At 63.6% G+C, this 22220-nt stretch carries 19 protein-coding genes and 1 pseudogene; 13 read left to right on the top strand and 7 right to left on the bottom strand.

What is annotated here, in order from left to right:
• Positions 1–272: 272 nt before the first annotated feature.
• Positions 273–1355, top strand: coding sequence for a calcium:proton antiporter (locus PDMSB3_RS26705; protein ID WP_007177028.1), 1083 nt, complete (start codon positions 273–275; stop codon positions 1353–1355).
• 9 nt (positions 1356–1364) lie between these two features.
• Here the strand turns inward: PDMSB3_RS26705 and PDMSB3_RS26700 are convergent, their stop codons facing one another.
• The gene (locus PDMSB3_RS26700) at positions 1365–2258 is read right to left on the bottom strand and encodes a LysR substrate-binding domain-containing protein (RefSeq protein ID WP_007177027.1); all 894 of its coding nucleotides are present in this window, start codon (positions 2256–2258) and stop codon (positions 1365–1367) included.
• Positions 2259–2783: 525 nt separating this feature from the next.
• On the opposite strand from PDMSB3_RS26700, the gene PDMSB3_RS26695 reads away from it, so the two are divergent.
• The 7 genes from PDMSB3_RS26695 (at position 2784) to PDMSB3_RS26665 (ending at position 9211) form a co-directional block, all read left to right on the top strand.
• On the top strand, positions 2784–3878 hold the full coding sequence (locus PDMSB3_RS26695) for an ABC transporter substrate-binding protein (RefSeq protein WP_007177026.1): 1095 nt from the start codon (positions 2784–2786) through the stop codon (positions 3876–3878).
• A 5-nt stretch (positions 3879–3883) separates the two neighbouring features.
• A complete protein-coding gene (locus PDMSB3_RS26690; RefSeq protein WP_407670652.1) occupies positions 3884–4813 on the top strand; it encodes an ABC transporter permease in 930 nt (309 codons plus the stop codon).
• Positions 4810–5712: an ABC transporter permease gene (locus PDMSB3_RS26685; RefSeq protein ID WP_007177024.1), complete on the top strand. Its 903-nt coding sequence runs from the start codon at positions 4810–4812 to the stop codon at positions 5710–5712. Before PDMSB3_RS26690 ends, PDMSB3_RS26685 begins: the two co-directional genes overlap by 4 nt.
• A gap of 51 nt (positions 5713–5763) precedes the next feature.
• The gene (locus PDMSB3_RS26680) at positions 5764–6837 is read left to right on the top strand and encodes an ABC transporter ATP-binding protein (protein ID WP_007177023.1); all 1074 of its coding nucleotides are present in this window, start codon (positions 5764–5766) and stop codon (positions 6835–6837) included.
• Between the two features lie 76 nt (positions 6838–6913).
• Positions 6914–7738: a transporter substrate-binding domain-containing protein gene (locus PDMSB3_RS26675; protein WP_007177022.1), complete on the top strand. Its 825-nt coding sequence runs from the start codon at positions 6914–6916 to the stop codon at positions 7736–7738.
• 67 nt (positions 7739–7805) lie between these two features.
• Entirely contained in the window at positions 7806–8552 is a 747-nt protein-coding gene (locus PDMSB3_RS26670; protein ID WP_007177021.1) for an amino acid ABC transporter permease, read from the top strand.
• Between the two features lie 2 nt (positions 8553–8554).
• Positions 8555–9211, top strand: a complete 657-nt coding sequence (locus PDMSB3_RS26665; protein WP_007177020.1) for an amino acid ABC transporter permease — start codon at positions 8555–8557, stop codon at positions 9209–9211.
• Between the two features lie 90 nt (positions 9212–9301).
• On the opposite strand, the gene PDMSB3_RS26660 is transcribed toward PDMSB3_RS26665, so the two are convergent.
• From PDMSB3_RS26660 to PDMSB3_RS26650, 3 genes are read right to left on the bottom strand one after another with little or no spacing between them, the layout of a single operon-like run.
• Positions 9302–10594 (bottom strand): c-type cytochrome, encoded by a 1293-nt coding sequence (locus tag PDMSB3_RS26660; protein ID WP_007177019.1) that lies wholly within the window; start codon positions 10592–10594, stop codon positions 9302–9304.
• An 11-nt stretch (positions 10595–10605) separates the two neighbouring features.
• Positions 10606–12858 (bottom strand): xanthine dehydrogenase family protein molybdopterin-binding subunit, encoded by a 2253-nt coding sequence (locus PDMSB3_RS26655; protein ID WP_007177018.1) that lies wholly within the window; start codon positions 12856–12858, stop codon positions 10606–10608.
• A gap of 1 nt (position 12859) precedes the next feature.
• Positions 12860–13315: a (2Fe-2S)-binding protein gene (locus tag PDMSB3_RS26650; RefSeq protein ID WP_007177017.1), complete on the bottom strand. Its 456-nt coding sequence runs from the start codon at positions 13313–13315 to the stop codon at positions 12860–12862.
• A 404-nt stretch (positions 13316–13719) separates the two neighbouring features.
• On the opposite strand from PDMSB3_RS26650, the gene PDMSB3_RS26645 reads away from it, so the two are divergent.
• Both PDMSB3_RS26645 and PDMSB3_RS26640 read left to right on the top strand, forming a co-directional pair.
• The gene (locus tag PDMSB3_RS26645) at positions 13720–14118 is read left to right on the top strand and encodes a hypothetical protein (protein WP_007177016.1); all 399 of its coding nucleotides are present in this window, start codon (positions 13720–13722) and stop codon (positions 14116–14118) included.
• A 375-nt stretch (positions 14119–14493) separates the two neighbouring features.
• Positions 14494–15314: pseudogene (locus PDMSB3_RS26640) on the top strand (alpha/beta fold hydrolase).
• A 10-nt stretch (positions 15315–15324) separates the two neighbouring features.
• Here PDMSB3_RS26640 and PDMSB3_RS26635 read toward each other — a convergent pair.
• On the bottom strand, positions 15325–16287 hold the full coding sequence (locus tag PDMSB3_RS26635; RefSeq protein WP_165188264.1) for a M23 family metallopeptidase: 963 nt from the start codon (positions 16285–16287) through the stop codon (positions 15325–15327).
• A 628-nt stretch (positions 16288–16915) separates the two neighbouring features.
• Positions 16916–17332 (bottom strand): hypothetical protein, encoded by a 417-nt coding sequence (locus PDMSB3_RS26630; RefSeq protein WP_007177013.1) that lies wholly within the window; start codon positions 17330–17332, stop codon positions 16916–16918.
• 644 nt (positions 17333–17976) lie between these two features.
• On the opposite strand from PDMSB3_RS26630, the gene PDMSB3_RS26625 reads away from it, so the two are divergent.
• Positions 17977–18276, top strand: coding sequence for a hypothetical protein (locus tag PDMSB3_RS26625; protein WP_007177011.1), 300 nt, complete (start codon positions 17977–17979; stop codon positions 18274–18276).
• 108 nt (positions 18277–18384) lie between these two features.
• Here PDMSB3_RS26625 and PDMSB3_RS26620 read toward each other — a convergent pair whose 3' ends face one another.
• On the bottom strand, positions 18385–19545 hold the full coding sequence (locus PDMSB3_RS26620; RefSeq protein WP_165188262.1) for a porin: 1161 nt from the start codon (positions 19543–19545) through the stop codon (positions 18385–18387).
• Between the two features lie 544 nt (positions 19546–20089).
• On the opposite strand from PDMSB3_RS26620, the gene PDMSB3_RS26615 reads away from it, so the two are divergent.
• Complete coding sequence (locus PDMSB3_RS26615) at positions 20090–21199, top strand: OpgC domain-containing protein (protein ID WP_165188260.1); 1110 nt, start codon at positions 20090–20092, stop codon at positions 21197–21199.
• 94 nt (positions 21200–21293) lie between these two features.
• Positions 21294–22169, top strand: coding sequence for an alpha/beta hydrolase (locus PDMSB3_RS26610; RefSeq protein WP_007177008.1), 876 nt, complete (start codon positions 21294–21296; stop codon positions 22167–22169).
• Positions 22170–22220 lie beyond the last annotated feature (51 nt).

The raw sequence follows: 22220 nt of genomic DNA, 5'->3' as shown, positions 1-22220 counted from the left end.
CGCGCGAGTCGCTTGCCACCCGCGCAATTCCGCGTGACCCGATCCGTCGCACAAGCTGTCGCCGTTTGCGCTCACAGGATGCCGGACGCGCTGGCTCACCTTCGTCAAGCCCCCAGAATCGATACCTGCCCGACATCGATTATCCTTTATAATTTAATGTGTTAAAGCATACTCCTCATAAGTTACCTGAATATTCAGCCACGCTTCAGACCAGGACGGAGGTCGTCCGGGCCTGCCGCACTACCCAATACAAGCATTAGAAGGACGCCCGAATGACCACGCCCGTGACCGTTCTGCCCCGCTGGACCATTGCCGTGCCGTTCGTCGCGTGGATCGTACTCGGCATCGCTTATGCCATGCCGGGCAACGTTCTGCTGCTCGCGCTGGTCGGCGCGGCGCTGTGCGCTGCGGTTTTCACCGCGGTGCACCACGCGGAAGTGGTCGCGCATCGCGTCGGCGAGCCGTTCGGCACGCTGGTGCTGGCGGTGGCGGTCACCGTGATCGAAGTCGCGCTGATCGTCTCGGTCATGCTCACGTCCGGCCCGGAGAAAGCCGGTCTGGCGCGCGACACCGTATTCGCCGCAGTGATGATCGTCTGCAACGGCATTGTGGGCCTTTGCCTGCTGGTGGGCGGCCTCCGGCATCGCGAGCAGGATTTTCAGAGCCGTGGCGCTTCGGCGGCGCTGGCTGTGCTCGCCTCCCTGTCCGTGCTGACGCTCGTCATGCCGAACTACACAACGACCAGTGTGGGTCCGGTCCTGTCGTCTTCGCAGTTGGCGTTCGCCGGAGTGTCGTCGCTGGTGCTGTACGGCGTATTCGTGTTCGTGCAGACCGTGCGCCATCGCGATTACTTTCTCGCCGCCACGCCGGATGAAAGCGTCCACGCCGCGCCGCCAACCGCCGGCGAGGCGCTGGCGGCCGCCGGCTTGCTGCTGGTGTGTCTCGTCGCGGTGGTCTTGCTCGCCAAGGTGCTCTCGCCGGTGGTCGAAACCGCGGTCCAGAATGCGGGCGCGCCAGCGGCCGTGGTCGGCATCGTGATCGCCGCACTGGTGCTGCTGCCCGAAGGGCTTGCCGCCGTGCGCGCGGCGCGCGCCGATCGGTTGCAGAACAGTCTGAATCTGGCGCTTGGCTCGGCGCTTGCCAGTATCGGCCTGACTATTCCGACGGTCGCCGGGGTGTTTCTGTACACCGGTCAGCCGCTCGTGCTCGGGATCGACGGCAAGGAAACCGTGCTGCTCGTTCTCACGCTGATTATCGGCACACTCACGCTCAGCAGCGGCCGCACGACGATTCTGCAAGGCGCCGTGCATCTGTCGCTGTTCGCGGCGTACCTGTTTCTCTCGTTCGCGCCCTGAGCCAGCAGACTACTCCTCCCAGTGCGCCGCGATCCAGTCGCGAAACAGGTTCAGCTTCTGCTGGTGCGCGACCGAGTCCGGGTAGACGAAGTAATAACGCCAGCCGGTCTTGAGTACCGTATCGAACGGCCGCACGAGGCGCTTGGCCGCCACGTCCTCGTCGATCAACGCAAGGTCGCTGATCGCGACGCCGAAACCCTGCAGCGCGGCGTTGGTCGCCATGTCGAGCGTGTCGAAGCTCGGGCCGTGCTCGGCGTCGATGACCGGCGCGTTCGCGGCGTCCACCTCGGTCACCTTGGCAAGCCACATTTTCCAGTCGCGATGGTCGCGCGTGGGATGCAGCAGCGTATGGCGCGCAAGGTCGGCCAGTTCGGCAAGCGGCTTGTCCTTCAGCAGATCGGGCGCGCATACGGGCGTCAGACGCTCCTCGAACAACGACACGGCCTGCACGTCCGCGCCAGGCGAGGAGCCGTAGATGATCGCAGCGTCGAACGGTTCGAGCTGGAAATCCACGTCGTGCTGCCACGTGGTCGTGATCTGCACATGCAACTCGGGATACTCGGCCTGGAAGCGCATGATCTTCGGCAGCATCCAGCGCATCACGCAGGTCGGCACTTTCAGTGCGAGATCGGTGCGCTGCCGTGTCAGGCGCAGCGAAATTTCCTCGATGCGCGCAAAGCTCTCCTTCACGGCCGGCAGCAGCAATTCCCCTTCGGCGGTGAGCGTCAGGCCTTTCGCATGGCGTTTGAAGAGCGGAAACTTGTAGTAGTCCTCGAGCGCGATGATTTGCCGGCTGACCGCGCCTTGCGTGAGGCACAAGTGGTCGGCGGCGCGCGTGAAACTGCGATGTCGCGCCACGGTTTCGAAAATCTGCAGCGCATTGAGCGGCGGTAGGCGTCGCATCGGCGTATCCGGGATCAGAAAAAATCATTGGTGGACGTGACGGCATGGATCGTCGTAAGCCGCCGAAATGCCGCCAGAGCCCACAGGATACGCGATCACAAATTGCCTTAGGGCAAGCCGGCAGCGGAGCGCCCATGCATTCGGCTCATGCTGCCGCCGAAACTTAAGGCTCGCGAGGCCGCCATGCACCGATACAGGGCGAAACCTGTTCGAAACCGCACCAGAACCGAGCTTTCCTCATACCTCCGCGTGAACGCGAAACGCCGGTAAAAGATGGACGTTAACCCGCATGCGCTACTGCCTCGGCGCTCCCGCCACCTGAGCGGCGTGCGCCACCGCGGTCGCGCGACGGCGTGCGCATGAGATTACGTCATGCGCTCCATGCGCATATTTCGTTTGTTGAGGGATTTTGACAAACCTAGAGTGCATCCACACGCAGCGCAAGCAGGCAACGCAAACACGCGATGCAACGGCAGCGGTCACACGATTCCATCAGGCAACAGGCGTTCAACACAGGAGACCGCCATGCAAGAGATCAAACGGGGTAGAAGGCAGGCCATCAAGACGATCGGCGCGGCACTCGCGGCATCCACCTTGCCGATGCCGTTCATCAACCTGCGCGCGCAGGAACACAATTTCAGCGGCAAGACGCTGCGTCTGCTGACCTGGTCGGACGATACCGGCGCCGCCGCTTTGCGCAACATCGCCGCCACGTTCACGGCGAAAACCGGTGCCAAAGTGATCGCCGACCGCGCCGACGGCACCTCCGGCATGGTCGCCAAGGTGAAGGCCGCGGGCGACCGCCCCACCTACGACGTCATCACGTTAGCCGGCGTCGGTGCGTCCGGTCTCGGCGACGCCGGCCTGCTGATGAAGCCCGAGCTGGACAAACTGCCGAATCTGAAGGACGTCGCGCCGCAGTACCGCACGGGCGCGAACGGCTTCGGCGTCGGCTATCTGCTGTGGTCGGACGGGCTGATCTACAACACCTCGACGGTCAAGACCGCGCCGGCTTCGTACGAAGCACTGTGGGATCCCAAGTACGCCGGCCGCCTGTTCCTGCCGCCGCCCGAATGGGCCGAAGCGGTCGACCTCGCGATCATCGCGGCGAAGATGAACGGCGGCTCGCAACAGAACATCGAACCGGGCTTCAAGAAGCTGATGCAGCTGAAAGATCGCGTGATGACGCTCGGCGAGAACCCGAACCAGGTGGCCGATCTGTTCCGCACCGGCTCGCTCGATATCGGCGGCATCTATTCGCCGGCGTTTTTCCCCGACCAGATCCGCAAGCCCGAGTACAAGATGGGTGTGACCTACGGCATGAAGGAAGGCTTCGCCACGCAGTTGATGTTCACCGTGATCCCCAAGTCGCATCCGGGCGACAGCGATCTGATCCACGCCTTCATCAACCATTCGCTCGACGCGGGCGTGCAAGGCCGCATGGCCGCCGACGTGCTGAACGGCCCGGTCAATTCGAAAGCGGTGATTCCCGCCGAGAGCCGCGCGTTCGTGCCGAGCCCGCAGCAGATCGCAGAAAAGGCCGTGTTGCATGACGACAAGGCGCTCGCCGTCGTGCAACCGGCGTGGATCAAGCGTTACACCGAAATCTTCTCGGCATGACAGCGATGCTCGCGCGCTTTTCGCGGCGTGCCTCATCGGCGTCCGGCGCAGTGCCGGACGTGCCTGACGCGCCTGCCGCCACCGCGATGGAAAAAGCGCGGCCGTGGCTGCTGCTCGCGCCGATCCTGCTGTTTCTCGCCGTGCTCGGCGCCGCGGCGCTGGTCGTGCTGCGCATGAGCTTCGGCACGCAAGACAACGAGTGGCGCGGCTTCACGCTGCAAAACTACGCGGACCTGCTCGACGGCTACTTCATGAAGTCGTTGTGGCTGACATTGAAGCTCGCATTTCAAAGCATGATCTGCGCAGTGCTGCTGGCGATTCCCGTCGCCCTGGCGATGGCGCGCACGAAGTCGCGGCTCGCCCGGCGCCTCCTGCTGGCCGGTGTGCTGCTACCGCTGCTCGTCAATCTGCTGCTGCAGGGCTATGGCTGGCTGATCATTCTCGGGCCGGCCGGGCTGCTCAATCACGCACTGCTCGGCAGCGGCCTCGTGCAACGTCCGTTGATGTGGCTGTACCGCGAAAACGGCGTGCTGCTCGGCCTGATCCAGACCGCGTTTCCGCTCGCCGTGCTGCCGCTTTCGAGCGCGATGCGCGCGGTCTCGAGCACTTACGAAGAAGCCGCCGCCACGCTCGGCGCAACGCGCTGGCAAACGCTGCGTCACGTGCTGTTGCCGCTCGCCATGCCCGGCCTCGTGTCCGGCGCGCTGCTCGTGTTCGCGTACAACGCGAGCGCGTTCGCCGTGCCGCTGCTGCTCGGCGGACGACGCGTGCCGATGCTCGCCGTGCTGGTCCACGATCAGGTCGCGCCGCTGCTGAACTGGCCGGCGGCGTCCGCGTCGGGCGTGGTGCTGATGGTCGCCACGCTGACCGTGATGGCGCTGTCGCAGCGCCTCGTGCGCCGCACGCAACGTCTTGCCGAGGAGCCGCACACATGAGCACGCCGATTCAGACGGCGCAAGCCGCGCGCTTGCAGCCGCGCCCGCCCCGCACTCCCCGCACGCCGCGTCTGGCGGCCACCATGCCCGGCCAGCTCGGCAAGGCCACCGCCCTGCTCGCGGCGATCGTTCTGTTTCTCGCCGCGCTGCCGATCCTCACGATGATCACCATGTCGTTCAGCGCGGCCGACACGCTCGAATTCCCGCCGCACGCGTACGGCCTGCACTGGTATCGCGCCGCGTGGCACAGCTTCGTGTCGCCGGACGCGAGCGACTCGCTGTCGATGGGCGCCGCATTGACCACGAGCCTGATCGTCGCGATTTCGACGATGGTGATCGCCACGCTCGTCTCGGTGCCTGCCGCTTACGCGTTGAGCCGCTACCGTTTTCGCGGCAAGCCCGCGGTGGAACAACTGGTCGCGCTGCCGCTCGTGTACCCGCTCGTGATGCTCGGCCTGTCGCTGCTGCTGGTGTTCAACGTGCTGCCCGTCGAGCTCGGCGTGTTCCGCCTGATCATCGCGCACGTGATTCTGGCGCTGCCGTTTACCGTGAAGAACTGCGCGGCGTCGGTCGCCGCGATCGGCCCGGAGTTCGAAGAGGCCGCCTGCGTGATGGGCGCGAGTCCAGGCCGCGCGCTCGTCGACGTGATCCTGCCGCTGATGCGCCCCGGCATTCTCGCCGGCATGCTGTTCGCGTTCATCGTCTCGTTCAACGAATTCACGGTGACGTTCTTCCTCTACGGCATCGACACGATGACGCTGCCGGTGTGGCTCTACAGCCGCACGGTGTCGTCGCTCGATCCGACCGTGTTCTGTTTCGCCGTGTTCATCGTCGCGATCGACTTCGCGCTGATCTGGCTGCTCGAAAAACTGATCGGCGACGAAGGCGTTGCGCTGTGACCGCATCCCGTGAACCCGCGCGCTCATGACGACCCCTTGCTGGAGCATCCGATGACCCATTTAACGTTGCAGGCCGTGACCCGGCGCTTCGGCGCGGCCCATGCCGTGGACAGCGTCGATCTGAGCGTGCCCGACGGCAAGCTGGTGTGCTTTCTCGGCCCGTCAGGCTGCGGCAAGACCACGCTGCTGCGGATGATCGCCGGCCTCGAAACGCCGACCTCGGGCAGCATCCATTTCGCCGGACGCGACATCACGCGGTTGCCCGCGAATCAGCGCGACTTCGGCATGGTGTTCCAGTCGCTCGCGCTGTTTCCGCATATGACGGTCGCGCAAAACGTCGCTTATCCGCTGAAGCTGCGCAAGACCACGAAGGAGCAGCAGACGCGGCGCGTAGCCGAACTGCTGGAACTGATCCAGTTGCCGCACATGGCCAACCGCCCCGTCACGCAACTCTCCGGCGGCCAGCGCCAGCGCGTGGCGATTGCGCGCGCGATCGCGTCGCAGCCGAAACTGCTGCTGCTCGACGAACCGCTTTCCGCGCTCGACGCCAAGCTGCGCGAAGCGATGCAGGTGGAAATCCGCCTGCTGCAACAGCGTCTGGGCATCACGACGATCATGGTCACGCACGATCAGCGCGAAGCCATGACGATGGCCGACGAGATCGTCGTGATGGAGAAAGGCCGCATCGCCCAGGTGGGCAAGCCGCTCGACATCTATCGCGATCCGGTCAGCGAATTCGTCGCCGACTTCATCGGTCTGGGCAATATCCTGCCGGTCACGTACGATGGCGCGGGCGGCGTGAGCCTGCCCGGCGGCCGGCGTATCAGCGTCGTGCAGCCGGCGCGCGTGCCGGCCTCCAGTAGCGATATCCGTCTGCTGATCCGCCCGGAAGACGTGTGCGTGAAAGCCGCGTCCGACGCGGCGGGCCCGAACCGGCTGGCAGGCACCGTCACGTTCATCCGCGACGTGGGCGCATCGCTCGAAGCGACCATCGACTGTGCCGGCTTCACGCTGACCGCCGCCACCACGCCGCGCGAAACGCCGGGGATCGCGCTCGGCATGGCGGTGCTCGCGGAACTGCCGCCGCATGCGTGCAAGCTGATCGCCGCACGCGCCGCACATTGAATCAAGGCACTGAAGCATCGCTGTATCACTCAGATTTGCCCATTCCAATACCGACATTTTCGACAGAGGACAGACCATGAACCAGCGCCCCACTGCCCAATCCCGCACCCGCCGGGTGTTCGCCACGCTCGCAGCGACGCTTGCCTTCACCGGCCTCGGCGCGCTGTGCGCGTTGCCGTCGGCCGCGCATGCGGACGCGCTCGACACCATCGCCAAGTCGGGCACGGTACGCATCGGCGTATTCGAGGACTATCCGCCGTTCGGCTCGATCGGCCCGGATATGAAGCCGATGGGCTACGACATCGATGTCGCCAACCTGATCGGCAGGGCGCTCAACGCCAAGGTCGAACTCGTGCAGGTGACGGGCGACAACCGCATGGCCTACCTCGCCGATCACAAGGCCGACATGCTGCTGTCGGTCGGCCAGACACCCGAGCGCGAAAAGGTGATCGATTTCTCGCAACCTTATGCGCCCTACTACCTCGCGGTGTTCGGCCCCAAAGCCTTGCCCGTGAAGAACGCCGCCGACCTCGCCGGCAAGTCGATTTCGGTCGCGCGCGGCACGCTGGAAGACCTGAGCGTGACCAAGATCGCGCCGCCCACCGCGAACATCAAACGCTTCGACGATCCTAACGGCGCAATTTCGGCGTTTCTTTCTGGTCAGGTACAGTTGATGGTAGTCGGCAACGACGTCGGCGCCACGATTCTCGCGCGTCATCCGGCCAACGATCCCGAGCAGAAATTCTCGCTGTTCAGCTCGCCCGATCACGTCGGTTTGAACAAGAACGAGCCGCGTCTGAAGCAGAAGGTCGACGAAACGATTGCCAAGGCCCGCAAGGACGGCACCATGAACGCGATTTCGCAGAAGTGGCTGCGGGCGCCGCTGCCGGCCGACCTCTGAACCTTTTTTGCGCGGACCGCGAGGCGTGGTCCGCGGCGGAGTCTGACCTCACGATGAGCGCCACGCCATGACCTATGCGTTCGATTTCAGCGGCTTCGGCCTCTATGCGGGGATGCTCGCGCGCGGCGTGGCCGTCACCCTGGGGCTGACGGCCGTTTCCACCGTGCTCGGCGCGATTGTCGGTATTGCCGGTGCGAGCGTGGCGGTGGCCGGACCGAAATGGGCGCGCTGGGTGGTGGCGAGTTATGTGGAACTGATCCGCAACACGCCGTTCATCGTGCAGTTGTTTTTCGTATTCTTCGGCTTGCCGAGCCTCGGTATCCATATCGACGAAGTGCAGGCCGCGATTCTGGCCATGACCGTCAATCTCGGCGCTTACGCGATCGAGATCGTACGCGCCGGCATCGACTCGATTTCGCGCGGCCAGGTGCAGGCGGCGCAGGCGCTCGGTCTGCACGGGCGGCAGGTGTTTCGCTATGTCGTGCTGCCGCAGGCCATCGCCAACGTGTTTCCCGCGCTGCTGAGCCAGGTGCTGATCGTGATGCTCGGCTCGGCGGTGGTCTCGCAGATCTCCGTGCCCGATCTCACGTATGCGGCCAACTTCATCCAGTCGCGCAACTTCCGTTCGTTCGAAAGCTACCTGATCATCACCGCGACCTATCTGTTGCTGTCGATCGTATTGCGGCAAATCCTCAACCGGCTCGGCCGCGGTCTGTTCGCGGGCCGTGCGGCGCGCGGCAACGACAGCGCGCCGCGTAACTGGCGCAACCGCCTGATGTGGCGCGGCGCCCGCACTCTGCCCACGGAGCGTTGATCATGGTCGAATTCACGCTGTGGGACATTGCCCGCAATCTGTTGCTCGCCGCCCGCTGGACCGTGCTGCTTTCGCTGATCGCGTTTGTGGGCGGCGGCATCGTCGGGCTGATTCTGCTCGCCATGCGCGTGTCGCCGATCGCCTGGCTGCGCCGTATCGTCGTGGTGTACGTGGAAGTGTTTCAGGGCACACCGCTGCTGATGCAGCTCTTCCTGGCGTTTTTCGGTTTGCCGCTGCTCGGTGTCGATGTATCGCCGTGGGTCGCGGCCACCGTCACCCTGACGCTCTATACCAGCGCGTATCTGGTCGACATCTGGCGCGGCTGCGTCGAAGCCGTGCCGCGCGGTCAGTGGGCCGCGGGCGCGAGTCTCGGCATGACGTTCGGCCAGCAGTTGCGCTATATCGTGTGGCCGCAGGCGCTGAAAATCGCCGTGGCGCCGACAGTCGGTTTTCTCGTGCAGGTGGTGAAAAGCACGGCGCTTGCGTCGATCATCGGTTTCACGGAATTGACCAAGACCGGCACCATGATTACCAACGCCGCGTTCCGCCCGTTTCCGATCTACGGCATGGTCGCGATGATCTACTTCGCGATGTGTTTCCCGCTGACGTGGTACGCGCGTGTGCTGGAGAAAAGACAGAAGGTCGGCCAGCATCGCTGAGACTCGCAGCGGCGATTGAATAAAAAAAGCGGCAACCGTGCACAACGGTTGCCGCTTTTCTTTGCATGCCGCCTGACAGAACTTGCGGAACTAGCGCGCTGCGTGCGTCGACTTGCGCAACTTGGCGACGTCTCCGGCCGTGACCGCCGGCGCACCGTTGTTCCACCCGGCCCGCACGAAGGTCAGCACGTCGGCGATCTGCTGGTCGTTGAGCACCGGCGCGTACTTCGGCATCGGATACGGCGCGGGAATGCCGCCGATCACCAGGTCTTCAGTACCGTTGAGCGTCACGTTGATCAGCGACGACGGATCCTTCTCCAGCACGTTCGGATTGCCGGACAACGGCGCCAGCATCGGCGCGAAGCCGCGCCCGTCGACGCCGTGACAGTGCATGCAATACGCCGTGTAGACGCGCGCGCCTTCATTGTTCGCCGGCCGGTTGAGCGACACCTTCGTCGCCTGCGGATCGTACTTGTATGGCGCCGCACCGCTGCCGCCTGCCGGCGGGAGCGACTTCAGGTACGTCGACATGGCCGCGATGTCCGTGTCGTTCATGCCCTGCGTGCTGTTGTTGATCACGCTGGTCATCGAACCGAACGCAGAGGCATGGCGATTCGCGCCGGTCTTCAGGAACGCCTGCAGGTCCTGATCGTTCCAGCGGCCCAGACCGACGTTGTGCTCGCCGGTCAAGTTTGCCGCGAACCAGCCGTCGAGCAGGCCGCCGGTCAGGAACGCGCTGCCGCTTTCATCCAGCGCCTTCTCCTGGAACGCGATGCCGCGCGGCGTATGGCACGAGCCGCAGTGCCCGAGTCCCTGGATCAGATACGCGCCGCGATTCCATGCCACGTCTTTGCCCGACTTGTCCTGGTAGACGCCCTTTTCGAGGAACACCATGTTCCAGAACTTCAACGGCCAGCGCATGTTCAACGGCCACTTGATGTCCGGCTCGCGGTTCGCCTGCTGCACGGGCGCCACGCCGCTCATGAAATACGCGTACAGCGCTTTCATATCGTCGTCGTTGACCTTGGCGTACGACGGGTACGGCATGGCCGGATAAAGATTGTGGCCGTCTTTGGCGACGCCTTCGCGCATGGCCCGTGCAAAGTCCTCTTCCGTGTAACCGCCAATGCCGGTCTGCTGGTCGGGCGTGATATTGGTGGTGTAGATCTGGCCCATTGGCGTGGTCATCGGCAGGCCGCCCGCGAACGGCTTGCCCTTCGGCGCCGTATGACAGGCGACACAATCGCCGACCTTGGCCAGATAGGCGCCGCGTTGCACCAGGGCTGGATCGGCCGATTGCGCGGCCGCCTGCGCCGGCGTCTGCGCGAGCAACGGCAGCGTCACGCACAACGCCGCACCGAAACCCTTCAGTGTATTTTTCATGTCGGGCTCCGTTAAGCGGTCTGCAACTGGCTGCCGACCGGCAATTGCCGCAGCCGCTTGCCGGTGGCCGCGAAAATCGCATTGGTCAGCGCTGGCGCGAGCGCCGCCGTGCCGGGTTCGCCGATACCGCCGGGCGCCTCGCTGCTCTTCACGATATGCACCTCGATAGGCGGCGTCTGATCGATCCGCAGCATCCGGTAGTCGGTGAAATTGTTCTGCTCCACGCGGCCGTCCTTGATCGTGATCTCGCTATAGAGCGCCGCCGTGATACCGAAGATGATGCCGCCCTGCACCTGCGCCTCCACCGTGTTCGGATTGACCACCATGCCGCAATCGACCGCGCACACCACCCGCTTGACCGCCACCTCGCCCTGATCCACCGCGACGTCGACGACAATCCCGAAGAAGCTGCCGAACGCATGCATGACCGACACGCCGCGCCCTTGCCCCTTCGGCACCGCGCTGCCCCAGTTCGCCGCCTGGGTGGCGACGTTGAGCACGTTCAGCGCGCGCGGCGTCTTGCCGAGCAGATCCTGACGGTATTTGACGGGATCGACTTTGGCCTGGGCCGCGAGTTCGTCGATGAAACTCTCCACCACGAAAGTGCTGCGTGTCGGTCCCACGCCGCGCCAGAATGCGGTGGGCACCGCATGCGGCTCCTGGCGAACGTAATCGACCAACTGGTTAGGCAAGTCATACGGCAGGTCCGAAGCGACTTCAACCGCGTCGGGATCGACGCCGTTCTTGAACGCGGGCGGCGCGAAGCGCGCGATCACCGACGAACCGACTATCCGGTGCTGCCACGCAATCGGCTTGCTGTTCGAATCCAGTCCCGCGGAGATCTTGTCGTAGTAATACGGCCGGTACATGTCGTGCTGAATGTCTTCTTCGCGCGTCCAGACCACTTTCACCGGCGTGGACACCTGTTTGCCGACCTTGACGGCCTGCGTGACCATGTCGAATTCCAGCCGCCGCCCGAAGCCGCCGCCGATCAGATGGTTGTGCACGACAATCTTGTCGGCGGGCAAGCCTGTGACCGCCACGGCGGCGTCCACTACCCGGGTCGGCACTTGCGAGCCGAGCCAGACATCGCAGCCGTCGGGGCGCACATGCACCGTGCAGTTGATCGGCTCCATCGTGGCGTGCGCGAGGAACGGCTGCTGATACACGGCGTCGACGCGCGTCTTCGCGTTGCTGAACGCATTGGCGACGTCGCCGTCTTTACGCGCCACCGCGCCGTTGCGCTGCGAGGCGTTGGCGAGATCGTCGACGATCTGCTTCATCGACAGATTCGCGCCCGAGCCTTCGTTCCACTTGATGACGAGCGCCTGCACGCCGCGCTTGGCTGCCCAGGTGTGGTCGCCGATCACCGCGACCGCGTTATCGATCTTGATGACCTGGCGCACGCCGGGAATCTTTTTCGCATTGGTGTCGTCGACGCTGGCGAGCGTGCCGCCGAACACCGGACAGTTCGCGATCGCCGCATAGACCATGTCGGGCACGCGCACGTCGAGCCCGAACAGCGCGGTGCCGTCCACTTTCTCCGGCGAATCGAGACGCTTGACCGCCGTGCCGATCAGCTTGAAGTCTTTCGGGTCCTTGAGCTTGACATTCTGCGGCGCGGGCAGACTGGCGGCCGCGGTCACCAGCTGGCCATAGCCGATGCTGCGCTTGCTGGCCGCGTGAATCACCTGCCCGGCCTGCGCATGGCAACTGGCCGGGTCGACCTGCCATTGCTGCGCGGCCGCGCTGATCAGGACCGTGCGCGCGGTGGCGCCGGCTTTACGCATCGGCTCCCATGCATAGCGGATCGAGGTCGAACCTCCCGTGAGCTGGCCGCCGAGCAGCGGGTCCATGAAGAGCTTTTCGTTCGGCGGTGCGTGGTCGACGGTGACCGTGTCGAGCGGCACTTCGAGTTCTTCGGCGATCAGCATCGGAATCGACGTATAGACGCCCTGGCCCATCTCCACCTTCGGAATCACCAGCGTGACCTTGCCCGCGGTATCGATCTGGATGAACGCGTTCGGCGCGAACACGCCGCTTTGCGGCGTTTCCACACCGTCGCCGCCAATCACCGATTTGCCGGCCTTCTGATCCTGGCTGGCGGCCGGCATGCTGAAGCCGAGCAGCAGGCCGCCGCCCGCCGCCGCGCCCACCGTCACGCCGAATTTCAGAAAGGTGCGGCGCGACAATCCACCTGCGGCGCGCGCGCCGGCTTTCGACGGCTCTGCGCCGTTCTGTGCATCGAGCAATCCCTGGGACATGTCAGGCTCCCTTCGCGGCTTGCTTGATCGCCGCGCGGATGCGGTTATACGTTCCGCAGCGGCAGATATTGCCGGCCATTGCGGCGTCGATGTCCGCATCGGTAGGATTGGGGTTGCTCGCGAGCAGCGAAGCGGCCGACATCACCTGCCCCGACTGACAGTAGCCGCATTGCACCACGTCGAGTTGACGCCATGCCTGCTGAACTTTCTGGCCGGCCGGCGTGCTGCCCACCGCTTCGATGGTGGTGATCTTGCGGTCGCCGACCGCGGCGGCCGGCAATACGCACGAGCGCACCGCCACGCCGTCGAGGTGCACGGTGCAGGCGCCGCATTGAGCGATGCCGCAACCGAACTTCGTGCCGGTCAGACCGACCAGATCGCGCAAGACCCACAGGAGGGGCATGTCGGGCGGCGCGTCGACGGTGTGCGTCTGGCCGTTGATATTGAGCGTTGTCATGGGGCGGCTCCGAGTGGGGCTTATTGTTTATGAGGCTGTTTAGAGAGAGACGTCGAACCAAACTGTAAAGACCTGCCGTTTTTATTCGACAAGCCGGACTAATACGCAATGCGGCTTTCGGTTAGTTAGAAACGGCAGTTAATACACGGCGCGAACTCGCCGGGACTGACCGGTAAATTGTAGCCGCGCATCAAGAAGTTCGCCGCCTGGCTGCACGCCGCCTGCCGGCCGAAACCGTCTCGCCGGGCATATTGCACCGCTGAAAGCAGATTCGAATCAACGCGTTACCCTTCACACACCGGCCTCACCAGAGAGCCGCTGCGCGATCAGTTAATCTTGTTGAATCAATGCCGTGCGATTTTGTTAGCATGGATCCGGTCTGACTATCCGAAGGAGCAGCACACATGAACGACTCGCAATGCACCCAATTCCTCTCGGAGATTCGCCGGCCGCTATTGGCGCTGCACAAAGCCATTCTCGATCACGAGCGCGCAGCGTACGAAAAGGAATTCGGCCCGGTAACGCCCGCGGCTTTCCTGCAGGTGCTGATCAACGGTTCGGGGTTTCGCTGGCTCACGCCGCTCTCGACGGTGATTGCGAATGTCGACGAAACTCTCGACGACAAGGAGGCCGATGCCACCGACCGGATCGCGGCGGCCGAAGCAGTGGCGGGACTCTTCTCGCCCGACATGCCGAACAATGCTTTCCTGCCGCGCTACCTGCCGCTGCTGCATGCCGATCCGGCGATCCTGCATCATCACGGCCAGGTGACGCAGTTGTTGCGTGGGATCGAATCGAAGTAGTCGGCTCCCGAATTCCCTCACCATTGAGAGCGGGCGTTTCGATCCATCCCGAGGTGCTCGCTCGATGGCCCCATATGCATGCCATTGCCGGATTACCAGGCATTTTCGAATGCGGCCAATCCGGTGAGGCCTATTTTCAAGACAATTTATGCGCGATTCGTAAGAGTATGGCTCGCCTGCATGGCTCGTTTGCTGCTGAAACGAGTGCGAGATGAAGCGCCGTTTGAATTTGCCTGGTTTTGCTGAATAAAACAAAGGTGAGCTTCTGCGGGAGTCGCTACGAGCACACTACGAAGAGCATGCTACGAAAAGGCGGCCAGCATGCGTTACGAAGCCCTGCTAAGGTAAGCAGACCTCCTTGCGACGCTCACCGCTATGCAAAATTGGCCGCTCCCCGAAAGCTATACCTTTAACGATCAATCCGTACGCTTTAACGTGACCGGCAACGGTCCGCCGCTGGTGCTGGTTCACGGCACGCCGTTTTCTTCTTACGTGTGGCACCGCATTGCCCCGCATCTCGCGCAGACGCGCACGGTCTACTACTACGATCTGCTCGGCTACGGGCAATCCGAACAGCGCGATGCTCAGGACGTTTCGCTCGGCGTGCAGAATGGCTTGCTGGCGGAATTGCTGGCGCACTGGCAACTGAAAAACCCGGACGTCATCGCGCACGATTTCGGCGGCGCGACTTCATTGCGCGCGCATCTGATCGACGGCTGCGACTATCGCAGCCTCACGCTGATCGATCCGGTGGCGGTGGCGCCGTGGGGTTCGCCCTTCGTACGGCATGTGCGCGAACACGGTGACGCGTTCGCCGGACTGCCGCCTTACATCCACGAGGCAGTGGTGTGAAGGCGTATGTGCGCGGCGCGATCGCGCGCGAGATTCCGGATCACGAACTCGCGCCTTATGTGACGCCCTGGCTCGGCGCAACCGGCCAAGCCGCGTTCTACCGCCATATCGCGCAGATGCATCAGCGCTACACCGACGAGGTCGAAGCACGCTATCCGCAACTGCGCTGTCCGGTGCAGATTCTGTGGGGCGAAGAGGATCAGTGGATTCCGCTGGCGCGCGGCCGTCAACTGGCCGCGGCCATGCCGGAAGCACGGTTTCAGCCGGTACCGAAGGCCGGTCACCTGATGCAGGAAGACGCGCCGGAAGCGATCGTCGCCGCGGCGCTGCGATGGCTGGACTAGGCGCGCGTGCCTAGCCGCGTCCTTGCGGCAGGTACGGCATGGGATCGATCGGCTTGCCGTCGCGGCGCAACTCGAAGCCCAACGACACCCGTGAGTTGTTCTCGTCGCCCATCTCGGCGATCTGCTGTCCCTGCACGACGATATCGCCGGTTTTGACCAGCAGCTTGCGATTGTGCGAGTAAGCCGTCAGAAAGTCCTTGTTGTGCTGGACGATGATCAGGCTGCCGTAGCTGTTCAGGCCCGTGCCGGCGTACATCACCTTGCCGCCGGCCGCCGCCCGTACGGGATCGCCCGGCTTGCCGCTGATTTCGATGCCCCGCGTTTCTCCCGGCTGGAAGGCCTCAACCACGCTCCCGCCCGCAGGCCAGGCCAGCGACACGCCATTCGCGTGACGCGCGGTTTGCTGCGCCACTTCGCGTGCTTCGGCGGCGCTGGGCGCGGGCGACTGTGCGGGCTGCGGTTGCGCCGCGCCTGCTGATCCTGCTGATCCAGCCGATGCCGCCACGGTTTGCCGCGCCGCGCCCGAAGCCGCGGATCCGGAAGCCGCAGCGGCCTTTGCTGCCGCATTGGCTGCATTCACCGCCCGCACGGTTTCCGGCGACGCGACGCGCAACACCTGCCCGCGCTTCAGCCGCGAGGACGCCTTCAATCCATTCCAGGCCTGCAACTGCCCGACACTGCAATGATGACGCTGCGCGATGCGCGCGAGGGTGTCGCCGCGCTTGACGCGATACACCAGCGGCGGCGATTTCTTGAGTGGCGCGCTCTGGTCGGCGCCGGTCACGACCGGCGTTGCCGCCGCCGCGTCCGATGCCGGCACGCTTGCGGCCGGCACCGCTGAAGCAACCGTTGCGCCTGATGCCGCGCCGGTCTGCGCACCCTGCTGCCCCACACTCGCACACCCACTGACCGCCAGCGCAACCCATACGCCGGCCAGACTGGCCATCATCGTTCTGTCGAAACGCTTTCCCATCTTGTTCGACTCCTGCCTCATTCATTGTCGAGCCGGATGCCGGCTTGTAGCGGCGATGCGCACGCCCGAACGGCGCGCTGCTCTCCCTGCTACACAACCACGCCGCCTCGTGCGGCGCTCATCCATAGGCTGCCGGCAACCCAACTCTTCGCGTTCACAGCCTGCCGGATAGCCAGGACGCGCACCTACTGCCCGTCAAAACAGCCGATCTTCTGCGAAAAGGGTCAGATTACCGATTAAAATTCAAGCGGAATTGTAAAGTGCGTTTTATAAAAAACGCGTCAACTCACACACTCTGATACAAACCTTACCCACGGTATTGCCGACTTCGTTGCACTCGCAACGTGTCGGGCGGTAGCGGCTGGTCGCTGAAAGTCCGGCTCCACGCCCGCCTGCCCGCTTGTTGCCGGACTGCGCTTCATACGCCGCACACGGACAAGCGGCCGCATCCGCGAGACACGCAGGACGTACCAACGGCTACGCCTCGGCAACCGCACGATAACGTTTGCTTAACGGCAAAGTGAGGCAAAAACTTGAATCTTCTGTGAAGCGGTGGTGACAGCGGCGAGACAATCGTGACAGCACGAGGACGAATTTACGTCCGTCCCGCACGATGGGACGAGCACGGCTAGCTGTAGTACTCGCCTCGGTACTTCACGTAGCCGACCGGATGATGCGTAAAGTGCAGAACCGGCAGAACAGGGTTGCTATTGTCTTCGGTGGGATAGGCGCTGGCGTCGGGGATGTACTCGCCTTGTGCTTCGATCGGCTGCCCAGCCTCCAAGCCGGGAATTTCATGCGCGAGGCCCTCGTTGTCGCCGAAACGCACGGCGACGAACACCTCGGTGCCCAGCAGATTTTCCGTACCGCCTTCGAACTTCACGACCGTGTCGATCCTGATGATGAAGTGCTGGTGATTGGCGCCGTTGTGATTCTCCGGGCTGGCGAACACCTTGCTGATCGTGCCTTGTACGCAGGCCAGCGGCGCGCCCAGCGAATGAACGTAACTATGATGAGGAAGAATCTGCGTCGCTCGATTGCTCATGAAGTCTCCGCGAAAGGAATCAGCCTTGCTTACAGCGAATCGTAAGGCGCGCCGCAAGCGGGCAGCGGCGCGATACCGTTTGAGCCGGGCATGGCGCGTGAGTTCAGCGCACCGTTCATGGGAAACACGATGACCGTGAACTTCTCTGCGCACTTATGCCGCAAAGGATTGCTTTGCCACCGTGTGGAACAGCACGCCGACCCCGCTCGTGAAATACCGGTCGGCGCGAACGTGGCTGAGGGCTTCGATAGCCGCGGCCCCGACGTCGACCATCGAACCCCTGAACAGTCGGCGCCGATCATGACGATCTCGAGTTCCGCATGGTCGGCGAGTTCGAAGGAAGAGCCAGCATGCTATTGCAGTACGCCACGCTGAATCTGTTCGGCACCTGGCTGGAACGCGGCGAGTTTCCGTGTTTTTCGGACTAATCCTATCTGCCATTAGGAAAAGGACGATAGGTTGGAGAAGGCAATAAAAATATTCTTACGCATCCCATTGAAGTCGACGGGCACCGCGGTCAACCCGGCGCCGGTTTATCAAATGGAAAACCATTTCCGTCAGAATATTTTAAGTTCGCCGCCTTGACCGAGGCAGTGAATAAAGCCGAGGTTCAAGTGGATTCTCTCAGTTCAGCAAACCGGTTCATGAGCGGTTTTTTCTTCGGCACGCTGATTGCCGCCGTCGTCATGGTGCTGTTGTGCAATGCTGGCGAATTTTCGCCGTTTATGGCCAAACTGCATGCGCTGGAACAGGTTATCGTAACCGCGCTGATTTCGATCGTGATTGTCGACGCCAAACCATTGGCCTACAAAACCGTCTGGCGCGAGCGCCGCTGCAGCTTCGTACTCGATGAAGACATTAGCGCGACCCTGCGCGGCCGAACCTTCGGCATTCCGTTCGGCGTGATAGTCGGCATTCTGATTCAGAATTACGTGATCACCTGAGCGTTAATCCGTTCAGTACGCCGCCCGATATTCACGATTTTCGATTCTCACGCCACCGGATATTCGGTCGCGCGGCGCGGCGATGAAACGAAATCGGATATATCGCGCCTAGAACTTATGCCGGATCGCCGCCCGCACCACGACCTGCTTCGACGTCGATGAAGGAGACTGCGTGCCGGGCGTGAAGGCCTCGTCCAGAATCGAATAGGTCGAGTCGCCGGTCACCTGCTGATACTCGCCCTGAATGTAGACGTCGGTGCGCTTGGACAGGTTGTAGTCCGCCATCAGGCCGAACGAATGGATTTTCGGCTTCACACCGCCGGTCGAGGCGTCGTAGGTTTCCATCGTGTACACATACTGCGCGCCGACGAACAGCATTGGTGAGATCTGATACTTGCCGTTCAGCTCGAAGTTCTGATACTTCAGCGAATTCAGCAGTACGCCGGGCGGCACGAGCGGCGTCACGCCGAGATACCCGTTGCCGGTCGGATCCAGATAGTTCGAGTTGGTGTAGACGAAACCGGCCGTCGCCGGGCCGAACGTATAGGTAATGCCGCCGCCGAACACGCGCATGCGGGCAGCGATGAAGCTGGCGTCGTTCGCCGTGATCGCGCCGTTCGCGCCATTGCCGGGATTGTCGGCCTGCAGGTACGCCGCCGCCACCAGCAAGCCGCCATACGCATACTGGCCGCCGAAACTGTACGCGCGATTGTTGGCGAAACCGGTGTCGTTGCTGAAGCTGTAGACACCGCCGAACTGGAAGCCGGAAAGCGACGGACTGGTGTACTTGACCGCGTTGTCGAGGCGAAACGTGTTGTCCGTGTTGTCGTTATCGTACGGGTGCGAAAACAGCAAGCCGCCCCAATTGCCGTTGGCCGTGGTCTGGGCCAGATAGTCGACCACCGAGTCGTACTGGCGGCCGAACGTCAGCGTGCCGTATCGCTGCGCGCTCATACCCACGAAGGCCTGGCGGCCGAACATCCGGCCGCTCTGGTTGAACCGCCCGGAGCTTACGTCGAAACCGTTTTCCAGCTGGAAAATGGCCTTCAGTCCGCCGCCCAGTTCCTCGGCGCCTTTCAGCCCCCAGCGGCTACCCTGCGCATCGCCGCTCGCCAGTTCATAGACATGGCCGCGGCCGACATTGTTGGTGTAGTTGATGCCTTCGTCGAGCACGCCGTAAAGCGTCACGCTCGTCTGCGCCGAGGCGGACGCGGCAAAAGCGACAGACACAGCGGCAGAGACAGCTAGCGCGAACACTTGCCTGTTCATGAAGATCTCCCTGCACTCGAGCAATGGGACAACTCGACCCGGCCGCTGTTGTTCTGGCGCTTCGCCCAGGTGCTGACCGACCCTGACGCGCGCTTTACAGAAATCCTCACACGCCGTTAGCTCGCCGTCCATTGGGTGTGGTGTCGATATCTCAAATTGTTGCGAAATCTCCACTTGGTGCGGCAGCCCCTTTTACCTCGGCCCCCATTGAGGTAAACGAAGCAACGTCGCCTGGACTCGATCCGGACAACGGCTGACGCACCATGGACTTGCGGCGTGGCTGCGCAGTCGCGAGCGGATTTGTCACGGAAAGAAATATAATCGAAAGCTTTTTTGCGGCGCCGCAGCGGAACTCCGCCCCCGTCATGGGGTCATCTTTTACGCCTCCTGCAATCGCGCCGCGCCCGGCCCGGCCGGTTGAAAGCGGCGACGGGGATCGCGTATCCGCCGCTGTACCCCAATCCAATTTCCAGAAAGCCTTGTGAGACGCCTGCCGCGCTGGACTAGCGCGCCGTCGCACGGGGCCTGCTTTGGGCACCATACAATGCAAAAGTCGCAACCCCGCCTGATAGAGCTCGATTTTTTTCGCGGGCTGGTTCTTCTGATCATCGTCGTCGACCACATCGGCGGCAGCATTCTGTCGCGCGTCACGCTGCACGCCTATGCGTTGTGCGACGCCGCCGAGGTCTTCGTGTTCCTCGGCGGCTTCGCCACCGCCACGGCCTATGCCGCGCTCGCCGAACGGCGCAACGAGACGATCGCGCGCGGCCGCTTCCTGCGGCGCTCGCTGGAAATCTATCGGGCGTTTCTCGTCACCGCCGCGTTGATGCTGCTGGTCAGCGCCGCGCTTACCGCGTTGAGCATCGACGGGCCGAATCTCGCCACCACGGATCTCGACGACCTGATCGACACCCCGCTCGCCGCGCTGCGCGACATCCTGCTTTTCCGCCGTCAGCCCTATCTGGCCTCCGTGCTGCCCATGTACGCGTTTTTCGCCCTGCTCGTGCCCATGATCCTGCCGCTCGCGCGCAGCAAGCCGTGGCTGCTGCTGGCAGGCAGCGTCGCGCTGTGGGCCGGCGCGCCGGCGATCGACGCCTACCTGCCCGCCGCGCCGGACATGCACTGGGATTTCAACCCGTTCGCCTGGCAATTGCTGTTCGTGCTCGGCGTGCTGGCCCGTTGCCAGCCGGTCTATCAGTGCGCCAGCACGCACCGGCTGGGGTGGGTCGTCAGCCTGCTGGCGCTCGCCGTGGTCGCGGCCGCGGCGTATTACAAGCTATTTATCGAGCGCGAGCCGCTCGATGGCAGCCTCAAACAGAACCTCTCCTACCTGCGAGCCGTCAATTTTCTCGCCATTGCCTGGCTCGTCGCGAATCTGATCCAGCTAGGCTGGGCGAAGAAGCTCGCGCAATGGATGCCGTGGGTCGGCGTGATCGGCCGCAAAGGGCTGCTGTGCTTTGTCGCCGGTGCCGTGATCTCGCTGGTGGTCGACTCCGTGCTGTACGCGGCGACGGACGGCTATCTGAACTATCCGCTCGGCCTGCTCGCCGACGCGGTCGCGGTCGCCGCGCTGTTCGCGGTGGCGCTGGGCGCGGAGCCGCTCAAGCGTCTGGCTGGCCGCCTGTATGGCGGGCGGCTTGGAACGCAGCCCTGAGCGGCACACGTGGGCCAACGCTCGAGATTCCACAGCCGATCCTGATAAGCACGGTGGCCGCGCGCAACCTGCGCGGCACGCCTTCTGACCCGACATGCGTCAATTCCTACTGTCCGCACTCGTTGCGCTTTACACCGCGGCCACCAGCGCGCCGACGCTCGCCAGCACCGTCATCAGCCGAAGCTTCTATTCGGACGCGCTCGGCCGCGACTGGTCCTACACGATCTATCTGCCTACCGGCTACCGCCACGACGCCAGCCGCATTCCCGTGCTCTATCTCCTGCACGGCAACAATGGCGATGCCAACGACTGGATCACGCAAGGCCATCTGCAAACCACGGCCGACGCGTTGATCGACCACAAGGAGATGCCGCCGGTCGTGATCGTGATGCCGCAAGGCGGCACGGACTGGTACGTCGATCGCAAGGAGAAGATGGAGACCGCGTTCTTCGACAATCTGTTGCCCGAGATTGAAACGCGCTACGCGGTCTCGACACAGCGCGGCGGGCGGATGATCGGCGGCGTTTCGATGGGCGGCTTCGGCGCGCTGCGTTATGCGATGACGCAGCCGGAGCGCTTTTGCGGCGCGCTGCTGCTGAGTCCCGCGATTTATGCGAACGAGCCGCCGCGCGCGTCGGCGGCACGCCGCGTGGGTGTGTTCGGCGAGCACGAATTCGACGCGCGCATCTGGCACGAGCTCAACTATCCGGCGCAATGGGAGCGCTACATGAGCCGGCCCTACCGTCTGCCCATGTTCATCGCCGCCGGCGACGACGATCTCGCGATCCAGGCCGAAGCGTCGTCGCTCTATACGCACCTGAGGCTGGCGGGGAATCCGGCGGCGCTGCGCATCATCGACGGCGGCCACACCTGGGACGTCTGGAGCGCGCTGCTGGCCGCCGCGCTGAAATACACGCTCGGCTGCGTGAAGCCGCCGCCGCAGGAACATCCGTCGAATCAGCGGCCTTGAAGGTCAGGGGTCCAAAGGGTCCGTGGGTCCAGGCGTGTCTATCCGGCGTTC

It is taken from the genome of Paraburkholderia dioscoreae (assembly GCF_902459535.1).
Classification (GTDB): Bacteria; Pseudomonadota; Gammaproteobacteria; order Burkholderiales; family Burkholderiaceae; genus Paraburkholderia; species Paraburkholderia dioscoreae.
Note: the sequence above shows the minus strand (reverse complement) of the source record. Positions and strands in the feature narration are given on the sequence as shown.